Origin of the sequence: Sporosarcina sp. FSL K6-1522 (assembly GCF_038622445.1) — a bacterium.
Taxonomy (GTDB): domain Bacteria; phylum Bacillota; class Bacilli; order Bacillales_A; family Planococcaceae; genus Sporosarcina.
The window spans coordinates 2,826,289-2,845,350 of the sequence record NZ_CP152019.1; the positions used below are offsets into that span (position 1 = coordinate 2,826,289).

Consider the following 19,062-nt stretch of genomic DNA (forward strand, 5'->3'; position numbering starts at 1 on the left):
GCTATGTGGACAAACACCGAGCCACATTCTTAGTGTCATTAATATAGTAAAGTACACGGATAGAAAGGGGGGAAATCAATGGGGATTCTTTGTCCTTGTGGTGTTACTGTTAACGCATGTTCAAAAGGGAATTGTGTCAAAATTATAGGGAAATGTGGAACTGTCAAAGGGAACTTAACTTACTGCGCAAAAGTTTGTGTCACTACGCTTGGAAAGTCGACGCTTACTTTGAAGTTTGTGGACACGCAATGTCCATCTAGAAAGAACTTTTTATTTACAGCAAATACGATTACTTCTGTTGACTGTAAGAAGGACGGGCAGGGCTGTGTAGTCACGGTTACTGGTACTGGAATTGTGAACGGAAAACAGTATCCTTTTACGGCTGTGTTTAAAGATCGAGTTGCTCCGGCGGCGAATGATGTTGTACAAAGCTTTGTTATAAACGGTTTCTTTGATCAAAATGGTGCAGTACTTGTCCCGCAAGGTTCCATTACTGCATTGGGCTGTAGGGAATAACCTTGGAACTCTCGGCCATCAAACCGAGAGTTTTTCCAACACTGGTGATTCTAAAGTAAAAATGAGCCATGGATTAAAAAATATTAAGGAGGAGGAATCGTGAAGAGTAGTCGCGGCCGATTAGGCCAATATTCATTATTACATTCAGTAGAAAGCTTATCTCCATATCTAGTAGAAACAGAGCTATTTACGGAAGCAGCTTTTTACGTTTGCATAGAAAAGTACAAGGCATTTGTCATTCAGCCTGTTTTTGGTCCTGGGGAGGTTCGTATATTCAGTGAAAACAGTAAGTTTAGGATTGTTTCAAAGACAAACACCATAATATGTGTGGATCGAGAAGAGGTTTATCAACATTTGGTCCGTAATGAAATCAAGCAAAAGTATGCTGTCATTAAGCCCATAAAGATGAATTGTCGATATGCCCAGGGCAATTGTCATTATTTTGTGACCGTTCATCGGCGATCAGCAACATGTGAGTGGCGGTTACACGCTTATACAGAGAAAGTGAAGACGACGAATGGTCGAGGGATTTATAAGTATTTCCGCCGCGAGATAGCAAAAGTATGCTTGTTAGCAGCAAAACAGCTAGGAGCATTCTTTCCAGCGTGTCATACGATTGTTATTGAAATTGTGTATGACATGAAAGAGGGAATATGGATTCATGATACGGTTTTGCATTATCCAAGAAGTAAATGGAGCCAGTGTCTCGCACTCACTGTCAAGAGTCTACTAGAGCCCTTCATACCTATTACAGCTTTACTTACTGAGGCTACGTTTAGTGATTTTCTTCACAGATATCATCAAGTCATCATTAAGCCTTGCTACGGGCAAGAAGGTTTAGGAATTGTACAAATATCTAAAACTACTGACCATTCCTATGAAATACATGCAGGAATGAAGAAGATGACAAAATCGACTCTTGAAGAAACCTATCGTTTTATCGAAGAACATTATCTTTGTGAAAAGTATTATGTGATTCAGCAAAGATTACCGTTAGCAACGATCAATGACTGTCCAATGGATTGTAGAGCCATTGTGCAAAAGGTAGATTCGATTTGGAGAGCAACCGGAAAGATTGTTAAGGTCGCAGGCCCAGGGTTCTTTATAACCAATGCAGCCCAAGAGCTACAATCACTGGAAAACGCCATTCGAAACTCAAACATGCCATATATACCTATTGATTTACTAGAAGACGAAATAGATGAAATTTGTATCGTTGCTGCCGGATTGCTTGAAGAGAATAAGTCAGGGATTAAGATCATTGGCTTTGACATAGGCATTACAAATTGGGGAGATATATGGATCATTGAGGGCAATGACACCCCCGATCTTTCCATGTTCTATAAACTAGAAGACAAAGAGACTTACCAGGCTATTTTGAAAGCCAAAGGAAATTAAAACAGTGTATTCAATCTTGCAGGAAGTGAGAGAAGCAAAATTACGATGCAGTACCCATACATTAAAAATCTGCGTTTCATACTATAGGTAGAGGAAAGGAGGCATCATATTGAAACCTTTACTAGTGAAAGATATTCGAGAATTACTTCAAGGTGAATTGATTAGTGGTTCGGAAAACTGGCAGGTCAAGGATGCTATTTATTATAAACGCCATGATCTAACGGAGCAGCATACACTGCTATTTGTTAGTAGAAGCGACTCTGTTAATTGGCAGGAAATTAATCAGAAAGGCCCTTCTCTTGTGATATCAGATAAGCCTTTATCAGAGCTGAAAAATGCCTTGTCAAATACGACTGTCATTAAAGTGGCTAGCCTTGTTCAATCCTATTGGAAATTTATCAAGTACTATCGTGGTCTTTTTACGATACCCGTCGTTACAATTACGGGAACATGTGGGAAAACAACAACGAAAGATATGATTACCCATATGTTAAGTAAGGAGCGCAATGTCCAAGCTTCTGTCAGCAGTAAAAATGAACCGAGAAGATCACTCCCTTATTTGATGGGGATTGATGATCAGACAGAGGCGGCAGTTTTTGAGCATGGGCTAGGAAATTCGGGTAATATCACCCATCAGTGCATGATTTACCAGCCTACGATTGGAATCATTACGACAATCGGTGTGCATCATTTAGATGGCTGTAAAAACCTAGAAGGTTATATTCGTGCGAAAGCAGAAATAGTAGATGGAATAAAGAAAGGCGGTACATTGATTCTAAATGCAGATGACATAAATACGAGAAAGATTCCTTTGCAAGCATTCGAAGGAAAGATTGTCTATTTTGGAGTTGGCATGCGTGCAGACTTTAGAGCTTCGACAATTCAATTTGCAAATCATGGAATGACTTTTCAACTTCACTATAACAAAAAGACATACGAAGCTTTTATACCTGGATACGGGGAACACCAAGTCTACAACGCACTTGCTGCGCTAGCGGCTGTAAACGAGATGGGGATGGACCTAAACGAAGCGATTTCTTATCTCGCAACGTTTAAAAACATGACGAGACATTTGGAATTTTCCAATGGGGTAGGCGGCAGTACAATTATTGATGATACATGGACAAATAACCCGACTTCTGTGGAAGCTGCATTAAAAGTTCTCGATTCAATTGGTCAAGGGAAAAATGTCATTCTTGTATTGGGGGACATTAATCGATTAGGGCAGTTTGAAAAGAAATATCATCGCGAAATAGGCCGTTTGGTTGCTAAGCGCAACGTTCACACATTAATTACGATAGGCAGCAAGGCAGAAGAAATAGCAAGACAAGCGATTCGCGATGGCAGCACAGCAACGATCCATATGTTTAAAGAGGTCAAAGGGCTGAAAGAGTTGCTAGACCCTATTCTTGATAGTGAGGCGATTCTGCTTATAAAGGGACCCATGTCAAGCCGATCCATGATTGACTTTGCGAATAGTTTAAAATTGAATCCATGAAAAAGAGAAGCATTCGACCACATTTGTGATGAATGCTTCTCTTTTTTTATGGATTCATTAAAGTACACGACGTGCTGAAATATAGTTTTTCTTAGCCCAATCGGAGTTGAGACTCTCTTTCATAACTGAACCAGAAGTAGAAAGGGAAATAAATTGGTTACCTCCCATGTACACCCCAGTTTGCGTCATTTTAGCTCCCTTATTGTCCGTTGAGAAGAGCAAAAGATCGCCCTTTTGAAGGTTGGCTTTTTGAACTACTTTCCCGATTTGCGCTTGTTGACTTGCTGTTTTATATTTCAGGTCAATGCCTTGGTTTTTATACACATAATACGTAAAGCCAGCTCCCGTAAATGTTAAGTTTTTTTCATCATATCCATAACCAAATTTCGCTTTCCCTATCAGACTGGATGCGAAATTGACGAGTTTATCAGCCGATGATGTACTAGCGGCAGGCGGCGCGACGATCGATGTATTATTGTCAGTCAAAACACGTTTTGCTGTTATAAAACGTTGATCGTAATAGTCAACGAAAAGAACACGAGTGAGGATTCCGTTCGAATTCGGAATAATAATCCTGTGATCTCCTGCGTAAATCGCGACTAAACCTGGTGTTTTTGATCCAATCGCATTACTGAAGAAAATCAAGTCACCTTTCTTCAAGTTCGCTCGTGAGACGGTTGTTCCTACCTTCATTTGGTCGTTAAGATTGGTCGACCCAAGCGTTACCCCATTTTTGTTATATACATAGTTAACGAATCCTCCGCCTGTAAACTTCATTGCTTTTTCATCGTTAACAGTGCCCATTGTGACTTTATTCATTAAATCATAAGAAAGGCCAACAATGTTATCCCCTTTAGTTGCAGGATTTGAAGGGAGTAAACTTGGCAGAACTCTTCGGGCCGTAATGTAACTGTCTTTATAATAAGGTTTGCTGTTTAAATCAGAAATCACAATCTTTTGTGTTGGGTCTGCCATTTGAATCACTTTATTATCACCGATATACATCGCTACATGATCCGGCGTCTTCGTTCCTTTGCTAGAGAAGAAAAGTAGATCCCCTTTTTGTAGTTGATTCCTTGCTACGTAAGTGCCTTGTTGCATCATATAATCTTCATTATACGTCGCTAGATCAACGCCGTTTTTTTCGAAAATATACATAAGAAAAGTTGCACAAGAGAATTTGTAAGGGGCAGTAGGCTTATATTCGGTATTGCTGTAGGTAGCTTTCCCGATTAAGCTCTTAGCAGTTTGAATTAGTTGATCCGCCTTTGCTTCAACTGCCGATTGATTGTTCTGGGTTACTGTTGCTGCTGATACATGTACTGGATTCAGGGAAGGTACGCCTACTGTGCCTAAACTGATGCCGATAATTAGTGTAGCTGTAACTAAACGTTTTTTCATATGGTACCTCCTGAAAGTTATGAGATTCGAACTCGCAATTGATAGTAACATAGAAAAGCACAAGAACTTTGAGGGAAATGTTTCCACGGTTCGTACGAACAACCTCAAAAGCCTTATCCTTAAGGGGATACATAAGGCTTTTTACAATTAGGTTACAGATAGATTACAAGGCATGTTATACGATAGGTTTTATCCTTTATTTAGGGGGATGAGGTGGGTATCTTCTATAATGGGTTCGCGATATGATGATGCGAAAGGATTGTTACATAAAAAAAGCGTGCGGCATATGCCATTCACGCTTTTTCGTATGAATAAATCAGTTCGTTCAATTTGGGATCGACGTTGACATGTAAGTCATGTTCAAGGAAATACCATTCATCACGACTTTCGATATAGTACCGCACACCGTCGCGCTCCGTTATGACAGCCGCTTCGTCTGGCGATTCCATTCTGACGCCGAGTGAAAAACCATCATGTAGTGGGCTTGCTCCACCGTACCTAGCGAAAAATTGAATACTGTCGCCAGTCTTAACATCCATTTCATCTGTAAACCACTGCAATGCTTCATTCGATAAGACAATTTCCATACCTTTACACCAGCCTTTCAGTTGTTGCTACCATTGTATTACAACCACTTTACTTTTGGCTCAGTTCCCGCCTTGATGCGTCCAATGTTGGCACGGTGGCGATAGAAAATGAAGGAACCGAATAAACCAATAAGAATGATTAAATAGAAATCGCCTGTACGGAAGTAATGTAAAATGCTATACAAAAACCCGACAACGGCTACAATCATCGAACTAAGTGACACCATTTTCGTTAACTTCAAAACGATAAAGAACGTAATGAATACGATGACGAAGACTGGCCAGTTATAACCAAGTAACACGCCACCAGACGTTGCAACAGCTTTTCCACCTTTGAAACGAGCGAAAACCGGATACATATGCCCGATTACCGCTAATACGCCTAAAATGAGCGGGTTGATGTTGACGTTTGCGAAAATTGGTAGGAGTACTAACAAGACAGCGGCGGTGCCTTTCAGAATATCGAGTAAGGTCACTGCAAGTCCTGCTTTTTTTCCGAGTATACGGAAAGTGTTTGTTCCGCCAAGATTACCGCTACCATGTTCGCGGATATCCGTATTGTAAAACAGTTTGCCGACCCACAGTCCCGAAGGAATCGACCCAAGTAAATAAGCGATGAGTAAAAGTAAAATAAGTTCCATTGTCTACCCCTTTTTTTATTTGTTTATGTATGGTTTTAGTTTAGCAGAACGATGTAGTTGCGACAATGGGATTAATGTAGGGAGCAGTTGAATTGCGATGAAATGGTTAGAAGCGTTTCTGTATTATTCCACCTTTGCCATAGCCGTTATTTGCCTATTCGTGTTTGCAATAAATCACCTTCTTCTATACAATTAGTTGAGCAAGCTTCCGGAAACGTTGATTTGACAACCTTCTTAGGAAGCAGTACGATGTATATAAAAGAGAACATTTGTTTGATGGGGGTCGTAATTTGACGAAACAACAGGAAACATATAAATACGATGACGATTCGATCCAAGTACTCGAAGGGCTAGATGCGGTTCGTAAACGGCCAGGGATGTACATAGGATCTACTGATTCACGTGGGCTTCACCATTTGGTGTATGAGATTGTCGATAATGCAGTTGATGAGGCATTAGCAGGATTTGGTTCTGAAGTGGATGTCACACTTCATAAAGACGGTAGTGTCAGTGTCCGTGACTATGGACGAGGGATGCCGACGGGAACGCATGCAACGGGAAAATCGACGGTAGAAGTCATCTTGACCGTTCTTCATGCCGGAGGGAAATTTGGCCAGGGTGGCTATAAAACAAGTGGTGGACTCCATGGTGTTGGTGCATCTGTCGTGAATGCATTGTCCGAATGGCTCGAAGTAACGATTTTCCGAGACGGTAAAAAATTTCGTCAGCGCTTTGAAAAAGGTGGGAAACCCGTTACAGAACTTGAGCAGATTGGAACCACGAGAGAAAAAGGCACGCGTATTCATTTCAAACCGGATGCAACGATTTTTTCAACATTGAAATACCAATATGATACGTTAAGTGAACGGTTGCGTGAATCTGCTTTCTTGCTAAAAGGCTTAAAAATTGAGCTGAAGGAGGAAGGTACGGATAAGCACGACGTTTTTCATTATGAAACAGGTATCGAGGCTTTTATCGCTTATTTGAACGAAGAGAAGGACGTCCTGCATAATGTCGCGTATTTAGACGGAGAATCCGACGGAATTGAAGTCGAGTTTGCTTTTCAATTCAGCGATGGCTATTCAGAAACCATTTTGTCATTCGTCAATAATGTGCGGACAAAAGATGGTGGTACACATGAGACAGGCGCAAAAGCAGCGATGACACGTGTCTTTAATGAATATGCAAGAAAGACAGGCTTATTGAAAGAGAAAGACAAGAATCTCGAGGGTGCGGATATCCGAGAAGGAATCTCGGCGATTGTATCGGTTCGGATACCGGAGGAAATTTTGCAATTTGAGGGGCAGACGAAGGGCAAGCTTGGGACGAGTGAAGCACGTGGCATTACTGACTCCATCGTGTCTCAAAATTTATTCTACTACCTGGAAGAAAATGCGGAGTTAAGTGCATCTCTCGTTCGAAAAGCCATCCGTGCACAGCAAGCACGAGAGGCGGCACGAAAAGCAAGGGAAGATGCACGTTCCGGAAAGAAACGCAAAAGAGCAGACACGCTCCTATCTGGAAAATTAACACCCGCTCAATCACGAAATGCGGCGAAAAATGAACTGTACCTTGTCGAGGGTGATTCTGCAGGCGGTTCTGCTAAACAGGGACGTGACCGCGTTTTCCAAGCGATTTTGCCTCTGCGAGGGAAAGTGCTGAACACAGAAAAAGCGAAACTCGAAGATATTATGAAAAATGAAGAAATTAATATGATCATTCATGCGATAGGTGGCGGCGTGGGTTCTGATTTCCAAATCGAAGATATCGCATACGATAAAGTGATCATTATGACGGATGCGGATACGGACGGCGCGCATATTCAAGTATTGCTGTTGACGTTCTTCTACCGCTATATGAAGCCACTTATCGAAGCAGGTAAAGTATATATTGCGTTACCACCATTGTATAAGGTCTTTAAAGGGGTAGGGAAGAGTGAGAAACTTGCTTATGCATGGACAGAAGCTGATTTGGATGAAGCCATGAAAAAGGTCGGGAAAGGCTATATGCTGCAGCGCTATAAAGGGCTTGGTGAGATGAATGCCGACCAGCTATGGGATACGACAATGAATCCAGAAACACGTACGTTAATTCGAGTGACGATTGAAGATGGTGCTAAATCAGAACGTCGCGTCACGACGCTTATGGGTGATAAAGTAGAGCCAAGACGACGCTGGATTGAAGACAATGTCGATTTCGGCATGGAAGAGGAACAGAATATTTTAGACAATGAATTTTTGCACGTCGAGGGGGACTTTGAATGACTTTACAAGAACGTTACCAAGATCTGCCCTTGGAAGAAGTAATCGGTGACCGTTTTGGACGTTATAGTAAATACATCATACAGGATCGGGCATTACCTGACGCACGCGATGGGCTAAAGCCTGTTCAGCGCCGTATTTTATATGCCATGTTCCACGAAGGCAATACGCATGAAAAAGCATTCCGTAAATCCGCTAAAACGGTCGGGAACGTTATCGGGAATTACCATCCTCATGGTGATTCGTCGGTTTATGAAGCGATGGTACGTATGAGCCAGGATTGGAAACTGCGTCATATGCTCATTGAAATGCATGGTAATAATGGATCTGTCGATGGTGATTCAGCAGCAGCCATGCGGTATACGGAAGCACGATTGTCTGCTATTGCGGGGGAAATGCTACGTGATATCGGGAAAGACACGGTCGATTTTATTCCAAACTTTGATGATACGGAACCGGAGCCGACTGTTCTGCCTTCTCGTTACCCGAATTTGCTAGTCAATGGTTCAACGGGAATTTCTGCGGGCTATGCGACTGATATACCACCACATGCATTGCATGAAGTATTGGATGCTGTACTGATGAAGATGGACAAACCGAATGTCACGGTCGATGAATTGATGACGGTTATGAAAGGACCTGATTTCCCAACTGGCGGTATCATTCAAGGAACAAGCGGTATTAAAACAGCTTATGAAACAGGAAAAGGCCGTTTCATTATCCGTGCAAAAACAGCGATTGAACCGTTAAAAGGCGGGAAATCACAAATTGTTGTGACGGAGATCCCTTATGATGTCAATAAGGCCAATATGGTGAAGAAAATGGATGAGCTGCGTCTAGATCGTAAATTAGACGGTATTGCGGATGTTCGGGACGAATCGGATCGGACAGGTTTACGCGTAGTGATCGAACTTAAAAAAGACATCGATGGCAATGGAATTTTACAATACTTGCTTAAAAATACAGATCTACAAGTGACGTATAACTTTAATATGGTTGCGATTGCTGATCGAAGACCGAAACTGATGTCATTGCCAATGCTACTAGACGCTTATATCGGACACCAAAAGGAAGTCGTGACACGCAGGTCTCAATACGATATTCAAAAAGCAAAAGATCGTCTGCATATTGTAGAAGGGCTTATGCATGCCTTATCGATTCTAGATGAAGTGATTAAAACCATTCGTGAATCAAAAGATAAGCGTGATGCGAAAAACAATATTAGCGGGAAATTTGGCTTTTCGGAAATTCAGGCGGAGGCAATTGTATCACTGCAATTATATAGACTGACGAATACGGATATTACCGAGCTAAGGCAGGAAGAGACAGAGCTTAGGAAGCTGATTGAACAATTGGATGCGATTTTAAAAAGCGATAAAAAATTGTCAGCTGTTATCAAAAAAGAATTACTGGTCATTCGAAAACAGTTTGCAGAACCTCGTCGATCGGTTATCGAGGAGAAAATCGAAGAAATCAAAGTCGACCTTGATATTTTAGTGCCAAGCGAAGAAGTCATCGTCTCCGTAACGAAAGACGGCTACGTAAAGCGCACGAGCGTCCGTTCTTACGGGGCTTCAAACGGTTTAGGGTATGAGATGAAGGAATCTGATTACAGCCTGTTAGAAGCGCCTATGAACACGCAACATCACTTGCTGTTGTTTACATCAGCAGGGAATTATTTGTACCAGCCGGTTTATGAGTTACCGGATATTAAGTGGAAAGATCTTGGCCAACATATTTCGAGTATCATTGCGTTGGAGCAGAATGAGACAATTGTGGCGGCAATTGGGATTGAGCGTTTTGATGAGGATGCATTTATTTTGACAACAACTCAAAATGGCGCGGTTAAATTATCCAAGCTGGCTGATTATCATGTGCAGCGCTATTCTAGGACCTTTAAAGCGATGGGCGTTAAAAAAGGTGATGCCATGGTAGACGCAAGGCTTGTCAAAGGGCATGAAGACCTTCTATTGCTTACGCATCAAGCCTATGCACTGCGTTTCCCACTTTCGGAGTTATCGGCAACAGGTATACGTACGGCAGGTGTAAAGGGTATTAACTTAAAAACGGATGACTATGTTGTAGCAATGGAAGTTATACAAGATGATGGAGCTTCTATACTGTTAGCGACACAGCGCGGAACGGTGAAACGGATGGGCTTAAAAGAGTTAGAGCCAGCTTCACGTGCACAGCGTGGTGTTGTTGTGTTAAAAGAGTTAAAATCGAATCCGTACCGCGTTGCCGGAGCCAAGATGGTGACGACGGATGAAATCATTGTATTGGCAACGGACAAGGGAAATAAGCTTGCTATTGTTGCAGGAACGCTTCGTCCGGTCGATCGTTATTCCAACGGTAGCACGACAGTGGATGAGAAGAAAGACGGCATGATTACACATATTTATAAAGACCCGAAAGCAGAAATTGAATAAAGAATAGGTAAAAGTCACGGTCATAAAACTCCGTGACTTTTTTTCTTGTCAGCTTTATACTAATTCGATAAGCGAAATAATAGAATGGGGATAGAGGTATGTGGAGAAATCGCAATGTTTGGATCATTTTAACGGGAGAAATGATAGCGGGTTTAGGGTTATGGACAGGCATCATTGGCAATTTGGAATTTTTGCAGGAGAAGATTCCATCCGATTTTGTAAAAGCGCTCATTTTATCAGTCGGTTTGCTGGCAGGTATCATAGTGGGGCCACTAGCGGGGAAGGTAATTGATCGTTCTAGGAAAAAGACCGTGTTGCTAGTATCTGGCTTAGGACGAGTGATTAGTGTGATTTTTATGCTCATCGCAATCTCAACGGAATCGGTTTGGTGGATGTTGGCCTTTGTTGTAAGTATTCAATTAGCAGCTACCTTTTATTTTCCGGCGCTTCAGGCAACGATTCCGCTCGTTGTGAAGGATGATGACTTGCTCGTTATGAACGGTCTGCATATGAATGTATCGACCATTGCACGGGTCGCTGGGACAGCATTAGCGGGCATCATGCTCGTTTACTGGTCGCTAATGTCACTTTACTGGGCATCGATGATTGCCTACGGTGCCATATTGTTCTTTACATGGATGTTACAGATTGATGAAGGAGAGAGAAGAGAGGCAAAAGTGAAGACTGTTGGGAGCAAAGGGGGCTTCATGGAAGTCTTTCCAGTGTTACAAGCGTATCCAGCAGTCGGCATGACGCTTGTAATGACGCTGATCCCTTTACTATTTCTCGGTTCCTTCAATCTAGTCGTCATCAATATTAGTATTATCCAAGATTCTGCGTCCATTAAAGGACTCATTTATACATTTGAAGGGCTTGCGTTTATGGTTGGTTCGTTTACAGTGAAGTATATTTCATCGAGGTGGAACACGACAACGATTCTCTTTTTCTTTGCCAGCATGGTAGCTGTAGCGGAGTTCATGTTGTTTTTTGCTGATAGTGCAGTCATTACGCTAGGCGCATTTGCCGTGTTAGGCTTTTCACTCGGTTGCTTTTTCCCAACAGCAATGGTCGTTTTTCAGAAGCAGATGCCAAAGGAGTACCACGGGCGATTTTTCTCCTTCCGCAATATGTTGGAACGGGTTATGTTTCAAGTGGTCTTATTATCAGCAGGCGCATTCCTCGATATTATTGGGCTTCAAACGATGGTTATCGTGTTTGGGATGATTAGTTTAAGCATGACGGCATTATTTTTCGTGCAGATGAAAAGAAGAAATATTGTATTAGAACAATCAAACCAAAATACCGCAGAAAGCATCTGACTTTCTGCGGTATTTTGGTTTTTGTAATAAATGTCAATTCGATATATCTGCTAACCGATAATTGTTCTGTTAATTTCAAATTATGTATATAAATTTTATATATAAGACCTCGCTAGTACATATATAAAGATATGGCTCGCACTTAGACTATTTATCATCCAATTATCCATTCCCGTATCGTCAATTAAGTGTAAAGGGAAGGGCGTTGTTGATGATAAAAGCAAAAACGAACTTTCTAAGTTAGAAAGTTCGTTGGTATTTATGCTATGAATGTTAACGTATTTAAGAAAAGTTGCTCGAGTAACTCTTCACTCGTTATAGAACGAATCATCGCCTGCATATATTCATCGCGATCCATTTTATCGTATGCCCAAAAGAATTGTTTTGACTTTGCAAAGGCTTGTAGAAAAATACGTGTTGTGCGCCCGTTACCTTCACGAAATGGATGTAACATATTCAATTCGGCTTTGAAATAAGCCAAGCTTTTCGCAGCATGCTCAAGGGAGTCCCAGTCAGGTTCATTGACCAATTCAGTGAAGCGTATTCATCCATGTGTTGCACTTGACAGAAGCGCGTGTTGCCTTTCATTAACAGCACATCCCGGAATTGTCCCGCGAAAGGGTAGAGGGCTTGAAATAGATGGTGGTGAAGCTTAACAAACTCCGCTAGTGAAAAAGCGGAGAATTTGTATGCACCTTTTTCAATTTGCGTTGCACGAATTGAAAAAGTAAAGGCTTCAGCTTGCTCAATCTCGGAAAAGTTCGTCAAACCTAATACACGGTTAAATTCAGGAGAATCTAATATAAAGGATATGGATATATGGATTTGTTGCAATGGAATTCAATCGAATCGACAGAAAAAGTTGTTAGCAATGGTACTGTAAATCAGCGTCATGTTATATAGAATAGTTAGAGAGCTGGTAAAGCTGGTAAATAAAGAATCGCACGTTGGACATAGTTCATTGGGAATGAGATACGTCGATTTGAAAAGCAGCATAATTAATCAAACAAAAAGCGTTGGATGGAAAATAAAAATCCTCATTATGATAAGCATTGCATTAAAAGTAGAAATGTATGATGAAAGCACTTTAAAAACGAAAAAAGCCGTTTCGTCTCACTGTTTCAAGTATACTTATTCAACGAAACATAACTACCGGTAATATATATTATGACCATGTAGTTCTATAAAGTGATAAAGTCATAGCTCTATCCTGTATCTATGACTCGATTTCTTGGCAGTTTGAATATCTATGAACCGAATGCTGTATTCAATCACATCGTTTAGAAATAACTTATGTGCTTTGGCAAATTGCTTAACCTCATTAAGCAGTTCTTTATCGCAGCTAGTATTGAATGCAATTCGATCTTTTGGCCGGGTATCCTTATTGTATGAGATTTGATTTTCGGACAATAAAGACTGTAATCCGCTTTCAATTAAATAGTTAACATGTGTATCATTTTCTCTCGCAACGGATCTAAGCTCTTCCAATATTGATTGACTGATATTAGTGACGAAATTGGTTCTTGCTGTGTCCGTTGTTTGAACCAATCTTCCATCTACAAGCTTCCACAAAGCTAAAACACTCCTATCTAACTATGCTAGTTTACTGATGATCATCTATCCGTTGTGACATACGTTGTCTTTTGGATAGATTAAAATTATCAGTTGTTGCATCATTATATATAATTTTTGCGAGTTTTGGAAGTTCATATTTCCCTTTTACCCAAACACGGTAAACATGTTGCTTAGTTGGACTTATTGTGGTTGTAATTTCAGAACGCAATTGCCATGATTGAAAGGTTGACAAAAGCCCTTCAGCAAAATCATGGCTTCCTGTTGTAATATTCATGACATAGCCTGTTTTTTGTACCCAGCCATCGCCATCAATCACTCCCCTAGAATTAATGATTAATGTAAGTGTCAATTTTGTTGGACCTGTCGGCGCAAGCACATAGTCTGCCCCCATGTACTTTGCGATTACTTGAAGGATACGCTCATCTTTTTGAGAAAAGTAAATGCTATTAATTTGTTTGTTAACATGGCCATCTGTCACAAATACCCCAAGCACCCAGGCCGTTTCATGTGTCCATATTTTAAAGAAGTCTTCATTGACCTTGTTTTTTCTTGGCTGACCCGAGTATTGTTCTCTATTCATCGGTATTTTGTGTTTATAGAGCACAATACGAATTGCTTGCTCAGCTATGCCGATGACGGGTTCCATCTTCTTATAAGGTATACCACTTTTATAAAGGCGAATGATATCTTCATCCGTGATGCCAGAATTTCTTGGCATCACTTTCTCTTCCTTCCGTTGAAATTTTTCTGTTTTAAGGTAAAAAGTGCGGAAAATCCCTGTGAGGAACAAATGTTCTTTCTAGTGTAATATATACCCATATAGAGAGTTTATAAACAAAAAGATGGGAAAATCGATTGTTTTACTTCTAAAGCCCACTTTATTATTACAGAAATTAATAAAGTGTATTTCCTTCAAAGGAACACTTGTTCCCTGTGCGGAAAAATAGCACTTTAACTATGATAATGGTGATTAATCACTATAAATGCTATAAAATTTTTCGTTTATTGATAAAAAACAGCAGTTCAAACTAAACACTCAGTTTGAACTGCTGTTTTTTTAGTATAGCGATTGCATACGTACGGTAACCTAATGTATTATAAGGAGGTTTTATACATGAATCGTTAAGTTAAGCAATATAAGAAAGGTATTTGTTCCCTTTCATATTTTTATAGACCTCTTTTGCTTCTTTTTCCGACTCGAATTCAAACATCCTAATTCGTACTTCCAGGTAAAGAGTAATAATCCACATATAGATTGCCTCCCGGTTAATTAAGCAAGCTTAACATTTTTCATAGACGTCAATGATCATTTTCAAGTAGATCTATTCATACAACTACGTAGATCGTAGTAATCCTCCCTTCTCCGGTCGCTAGAGTGCTGTCTTTCCCTTCCTATAGGGGAAAACATGCAAAATCATTGTATGCTCGTGAACAGCCTGCTATGCCTTCTTTTTGAAATCAAAAATCTCTATTTCCCCATGTTAGCTAGGAAATAGAGATTTTACTCAGTGTTCATATTTACTATTAGCCTGTTTTTGTATTAATTGGCTAGTTCCTTATAAGCCAGTACCTTCAGCGCTAGCAATTCCTCTTCTGTTAATTTACCTTCGATGTCGCTAAGTAATTGCTGTTTTTCTTCCGCCGTGAGGCCACTTTGCGCTTTGGATTGAAGTTCTTGCAGTTCACTAATATTGAATTTCTTAATTAAGACCTTCACAGCTTGCTCTTTCGTTTCAAACGGTAACGTGCTGCTGTCTACATTTTTTCCTTCTTCAATAAATGCCTGTAATTGCGGATTATTCTTGATCTCTTGTTTAATATTTTCAAGTTTACCACTATCATTGAGCTCTACCGCCACTTGATCCATGACTTGGTCTGCGATGAATTTGGTACCGAAATGATAAACTAAAAACGCTGCAATAGCGATAGTGATGATTGTCCCCAAAAGCACTTTAATAAATTTCAACTAGGTTCTTCCTTTCTTTACAGTCTAAAGCGATTACGAACTATGACGTCACCTTTTATAGATAAGTTGCGTATCAATACATTTTCTGGCGGTGAAAAACGTGGTTTTTTGATTAATACTCGTAATTCTTCATTCGCACAGACTGCGACATCAAAGTGTATGTGGAGTTTTCCATCCTACTAACTCGTAATTCATCGCAATGATCGCTGATAAAATGTTATAGGAACTGGCTAACTGGAAGGTCAAGGTTGATGGTTGCATGGCGTAACATTGATACATAAGCGCGAGCTTTCGTTGAAAATGGGCGCATCAAGACTGCGACTTGTAAAGATTTGCTGGATAAAGCACCTTCTTCATGACTGCCAATGAGCTTTACATCAGGTGCGATTGGCCAAGATAATCGGGATTAGTGGCAACACAACTAAGTCCAGCTATGTTGAATGTCAGTCCTTCGTGTTTAATAGTCTTGCGCACCACACCTGCGTAGCTGACCAGTCTCCCATTTGATTTGTTATCAATTTCATATCACTCGCCCAGAAGCGTTCTTGGCATCGTCTAACGTACCAATTACTAACCCTCTTAAGCACTTGCCGTTCTTATGTCACCTTTAGCTCAATGAGTGCTGTCTAACTTCGTCTAGACAGTGAAATTCCAATGGAGTTTGACTATATAGACGAAGTGGTGTTATATTCGTTTAAGTAGACAAATCAATGTGCGAATTAACCAGCCATTTACTACAAATCAGTTGAGAGGAGATTTATATGACTTACCCAGTTTCTGTTTTTATTATGGATGTAAGCAATTCTTCTAAAGGAGACATTGGCGGTGAACTAAGTAAGTATCTTCATCGTGTAGAAAAAAGAATAGCTGACTGGACGAAGGATACCACAACGACTCAAGTCGTCCATCGTTCTGGTGATGAGATTGTGGTCGTCAGTAGTGGCTATGCAACAGCTTACACACTCGCCTTTTACATTAGTCAAATATGGGCATTCAAAGACCATAAACCCTATTTTGGCCTCTCTTTTGGTGAACTTCAAGAAGACATCAATGCTCTCGATATCGAGACTTGGATTCATCCTTTCATGAAGCAAGCGAGATATGCCAACGATACGCTCAAACAACAAAAGCAAAAAAGGGACCAATTTAATTTTGAGTTAACTGATTTTTTACATGTAAGCTCCTCTGAAGGCTATCACCCCTTTAGAAGTCAATTTGAGATCTTATTAAATATGATTTTAAAATTACAACAAGATCAAATAAATGAACAAACAGCTATTCAGTCACTTGTCTGTTCTTTGTTACTTGTCCTTGACCAACAAAATAGAATAAGTCATTGTCTTGGTCGGTCTGCATCCACTATTTCAAGCCATTTAAAAAAAGGGAATTATGAATCTATTACAAGTGCATTTAATGATGTTGTCAAAGTATTGAATTCCTTGCAACCAGAAAGCGAACATGCTCAACAAGTCATCAACAATCAACTGCAACAGAATATCAAGCGAAGTGTGAGCGCTAATCTTCATGAGTATTTTTCAATTGATTAGAAATGGAGGGAGAAAAGATGATAGTCTTATTGCTACTCCTTGCACATTTAGTAGCTGACTTTTGGCTACAAACGGATGCCATGGTGAAAAACAAGATGAAGAATTTAAAGAAGCATATGCTCCACCATCTACTAACAACTGGTCTAATACTTGTAATCATCTGGGGCTATTCTCATCACTTTACGAATATATTCAGCTATCTCCTATTCCCCTTAGCCTTTATTGTCATGTCGCATCTAGTGATTGATATATTGAAAATAAAGCTGTTGGACACCATCAAAGCAAAAGACAGTAACAGTTTAAAAAAGTTATGGTTTTTCCTAGTAGATCAGCTATTACATATTACGATGTTGCTTATTACCTGTATGATTTTCTTTCATATGACCGCACCAAAGATAGTGACCCGATTACTACAATTGCTCAGTGAGGAAAATGAAATCGGCAGTTTAGGCGTGCTCAATACATTTCTTTTTATTGTCATTCTTTTTATTTTGGCTACAAGTGTGAGTGGTCACATTATAAATTTATTGGTAGGCTCGCTACCTTCAGAATTCGCAAATTTCGAAGGGAAATTTACGCTTAATAATCAATTAACGGAAGAAAAATCTAGTCATCCGTCTAAGATTGATAGTCATTTCACTGAGCAATACCATTACCTTACCTATTCCAATCCCCTACCTTCACGTGGAAAGTTAATTGGCTACGTAGAAAGATTACTAGTAATTTCATTAACGATTGTAGGTGCTTATCCATCGATTGCTTTCATTATTGCGGCAAAGTCGATTGCGCGTTTCAAACAATTAGATGATCGTAATTGGGCTGAATACTTCTTATTGGGAACTTTAGCTTCCATATTGTTAGGATTAGTGCTTGGTTTATTGGCAAAAAAGATCATCATGTAGGTAAGTCGAAAGCAACACCTCTTAACAAAATGAGAAGTTGCTTACCACTCCCCCAGGCAACTTCTCATTTTGATGAAATAAATTGTTCTTCCATTTACGGCTTCGGATTAATCGACCACGACAAAGCAAACATCAGGAAGGTGAATAAAAATTGTGCACAGCTTTCACAGTCAGCGATATGTTGTTCAATGTCTTGCCTTGCCGTCGTATCTAGCATCCCATCTACATAACTCTACCAGCTGTTCTTGACAGGCCTTACAATTCATCGTTCCGCCCCTTTCAATTAGTTGTCTAAGTGCGATAAGGCCTCTATATAACAATCCAATAGGGCATTCATATCTTGCTTTTTGATCATTTTCAGTAAAATCGTAGTCGTCACAAACGCCAGTCTCCCTTTTCTATCTGTCTCTTTAGCAATTAGAGTTTTGAAGTCGATTAAAAGTTCCGTGGAAAACAAATTTCTTTTTTAAAATAAAGAAAACCATTCAATGGGTTAGCATTGAATGGCTATAGCAAGCATTTATTTTACATCGACAACGAATGTATACGAAGCTTCGCCGTTTGTCCATTTCGCAACGACTTCATAGATTGTACGGCCGCTTGTGGCTGGTAATGAGATCTGCGCCTCATCTTCAGCAACACCCTCCTGCTCACCATTCCATGTATAAACGCTTAGGTTAGGGCTTTGGTCAATCACAATTTTAGCTTTGCTGTCCGCTTCTATGACAATTGCTTCAAAGTCTTCTGCAATTTGTGTTGAGCCTGCGGTATCTGTTGTAGCCGTTTTGCTTCCTTTGGTCCACCTAAAGCCGCCTTTTGCCATTTCGTAGCGAGTGCCATCAATTTCAACAAATCCAGCTAGACTAGGCGGAAACGCATGATTGCTAAATTTGAATGCATGCAATGGGGGCTCCTCTGCCTCTAGAATTTCAATATGTAATGCTTTGCCTGTGCAGGCGATGATTCCAAGACGCCACCCTCTATCCACACGATAACCTCTTGTCCGACTTCATAGATGGTGC

General features: G+C 40.3%; 17 protein-coding genes and 1 pseudogene. 8 read left to right on the forward strand and 10 right to left on the reverse strand.

All coding sequences use genetic code 11. The features are described from left to right. Positions 1–78 precede the first annotated feature (78 nt). The 3 genes from MKY34_RS13890 to murF all read left to right on the forward strand — a co-directional run bounded on the left by MKY34_RS13890 (position 79) and on the right by murF (position 3,412). On the forward strand, positions 79–516 hold the full coding sequence (locus MKY34_RS13890) for a hypothetical protein (protein ID WP_342511554.1): 438 nt from the start codon (positions 79–81) through the stop codon (positions 514–516). 99 nt (positions 517–615) lie between these two features. Continuing rightward, complete coding sequence (locus MKY34_RS13895) at positions 616–1,914, forward strand: YheC/YheD family protein (RefSeq protein ID WP_342511555.1); 1,299 nt, start codon at positions 616–618, stop codon at positions 1,912–1,914. 109 nt (positions 1,915–2,023) lie between these two features. Then, positions 2,024–3,412 carry a UDP-N-acetylmuramoyl-tripeptide--D-alanyl-D-alanine ligase gene (gene murF / locus MKY34_RS13900; protein ID WP_342511557.1) on the forward strand — a complete coding sequence of 463 codons (1,389 nt, stop codon included), beginning with the start codon at positions 2,024–2,026 and terminating at the stop codon, positions 3,410–3,412. Positions 3,413–3,469: 57 nt separating this feature from the next. On the opposite strand, the gene MKY34_RS13905 is transcribed toward murF, so the two are convergent. The 3 genes from MKY34_RS13905 to plsY form a co-directional block, all read right to left on the reverse strand. Then, the gene (locus MKY34_RS13905; RefSeq protein ID WP_342511559.1) at positions 3,470–4,813 is read right to left on the reverse strand and encodes an NlpC/P60 family protein; all 1,344 of its coding nucleotides are present in this window, start codon (positions 4,811–4,813) and stop codon (positions 3,470–3,472) included. Positions 4,814–5,106: 293 nt separating this feature from the next. Next, complete coding sequence (locus tag MKY34_RS13910) at positions 5,107–5,400, reverse strand: HesB/YadR/YfhF family protein (protein ID WP_342511561.1); 294 nt, start codon at positions 5,398–5,400, stop codon at positions 5,107–5,109. 38 nt (positions 5,401–5,438) lie between these two features. Then, a complete protein-coding gene (plsY, locus tag MKY34_RS13915; RefSeq protein WP_342511563.1) occupies positions 5,439–6,041 on the reverse strand; it encodes a glycerol-3-phosphate 1-O-acyltransferase PlsY in 603 nt (200 codons plus the stop codon). A gap of 290 nt (positions 6,042–6,331) precedes the next feature. Here plsY and parE point away from each other — a divergent pair, with 290 nt between their 5' ends. The 3 genes from parE to MKY34_RS13930 all read left to right on the forward strand — a co-directional run bounded on the left by parE (position 6,332) and on the right by MKY34_RS13930 (position 12,050). Beyond that, positions 6,332–8,305 (forward strand): DNA topoisomerase IV subunit B, encoded by a 1,974-nt coding sequence (gene parE / locus MKY34_RS13920; RefSeq protein WP_342511565.1) that lies wholly within the window; start codon positions 6,332–6,334, stop codon positions 8,303–8,305. Beyond that, complete coding sequence (parC, locus tag MKY34_RS13925; RefSeq protein ID WP_342511567.1) at positions 8,302–10,731, forward strand: DNA topoisomerase IV subunit A; 2,430 nt, start codon at positions 8,302–8,304, stop codon at positions 10,729–10,731. The genes parE and parC overlap by 4 nt, the downstream gene beginning before the upstream one ends. Before the next feature lie 98 nt (positions 10,732–10,829). Continuing rightward, positions 10,830–12,050, forward strand: coding sequence for an MFS transporter (locus MKY34_RS13930; protein ID WP_342511569.1), 1,221 nt, complete (start codon positions 10,830–10,832; stop codon positions 12,048–12,050). A gap of 259 nt (positions 12,051–12,309) precedes the next feature. Here the strand turns inward: MKY34_RS13930 and MKY34_RS13935 are convergent, their stop codons facing one another. From MKY34_RS13935 to MKY34_RS13960, 6 genes and pseudogenes are all read right to left on the reverse strand, one after another. Continuing rightward, a complete protein-coding gene (locus MKY34_RS13935) occupies positions 12,310–12,579 on the reverse strand; it encodes a Fic family protein (protein ID WP_342511571.1) in 270 nt (89 codons plus the stop codon). A 668-nt stretch (positions 12,580–13,247) separates the two neighbouring features. Next, on the reverse strand, positions 13,248–13,622 hold the full coding sequence (locus MKY34_RS13940; protein ID WP_342511573.1) for an rRNA methyltransferase: 375 nt from the start codon (positions 13,620–13,622) through the stop codon (positions 13,248–13,250). Between the two features lie 31 nt (positions 13,623–13,653). Next, a complete protein-coding gene (locus tag MKY34_RS13945) occupies positions 13,654–14,343 on the reverse strand; it encodes a hypothetical protein (RefSeq protein WP_342511575.1) in 690 nt (229 codons plus the stop codon). Between the two features lie 409 nt (positions 14,344–14,752). Beyond that, positions 14,753–14,875 carry a hypothetical protein gene (locus MKY34_RS13950; protein WP_342511577.1) on the reverse strand — a complete coding sequence of 41 codons (123 nt, stop codon included), beginning with the start codon at positions 14,873–14,875 and terminating at the stop codon, positions 14,753–14,755. A 290-nt stretch (positions 14,876–15,165) separates the two neighbouring features. Beyond that, on the reverse strand, positions 15,166–15,591 hold the full coding sequence (locus tag MKY34_RS13955) for a hypothetical protein (RefSeq protein ID WP_342511580.1): 426 nt from the start codon (positions 15,589–15,591) through the stop codon (positions 15,166–15,168). A 217-nt stretch (positions 15,592–15,808) separates the two neighbouring features. After that, positions 15,809–16,095 (reverse strand): annotated as a pseudogene (locus tag MKY34_RS13960) (GNAT family N-acetyltransferase); the annotation flags it as partial. Positions 16,096–16,352: 257 nt separating this feature from the next. Here MKY34_RS13960 and MKY34_RS13965 point away from each other — a divergent pair. Then, a complete protein-coding gene (locus MKY34_RS13965; protein WP_342511581.1) occupies positions 16,353–17,138 on the forward strand; it encodes a hypothetical protein in 786 nt (261 codons plus the stop codon). Between the two features lie 17 nt (positions 17,139–17,155). Continuing rightward, entirely contained in the window at positions 17,156–18,040 is an 885-nt protein-coding gene (locus tag MKY34_RS13970; RefSeq protein WP_342511583.1) for a DUF3307 domain-containing protein, read from the forward strand. Positions 18,041–18,560: 520 nt separating this feature from the next. On the opposite strand, the gene MKY34_RS13975 is transcribed toward MKY34_RS13970, so the two are convergent. Then, entirely contained in the window at positions 18,561–19,028 is a 468-nt protein-coding gene (locus MKY34_RS13975; RefSeq protein WP_342511585.1) for a hypothetical protein, read from the reverse strand. Positions 19,029–19,062 lie beyond the last annotated feature (34 nt).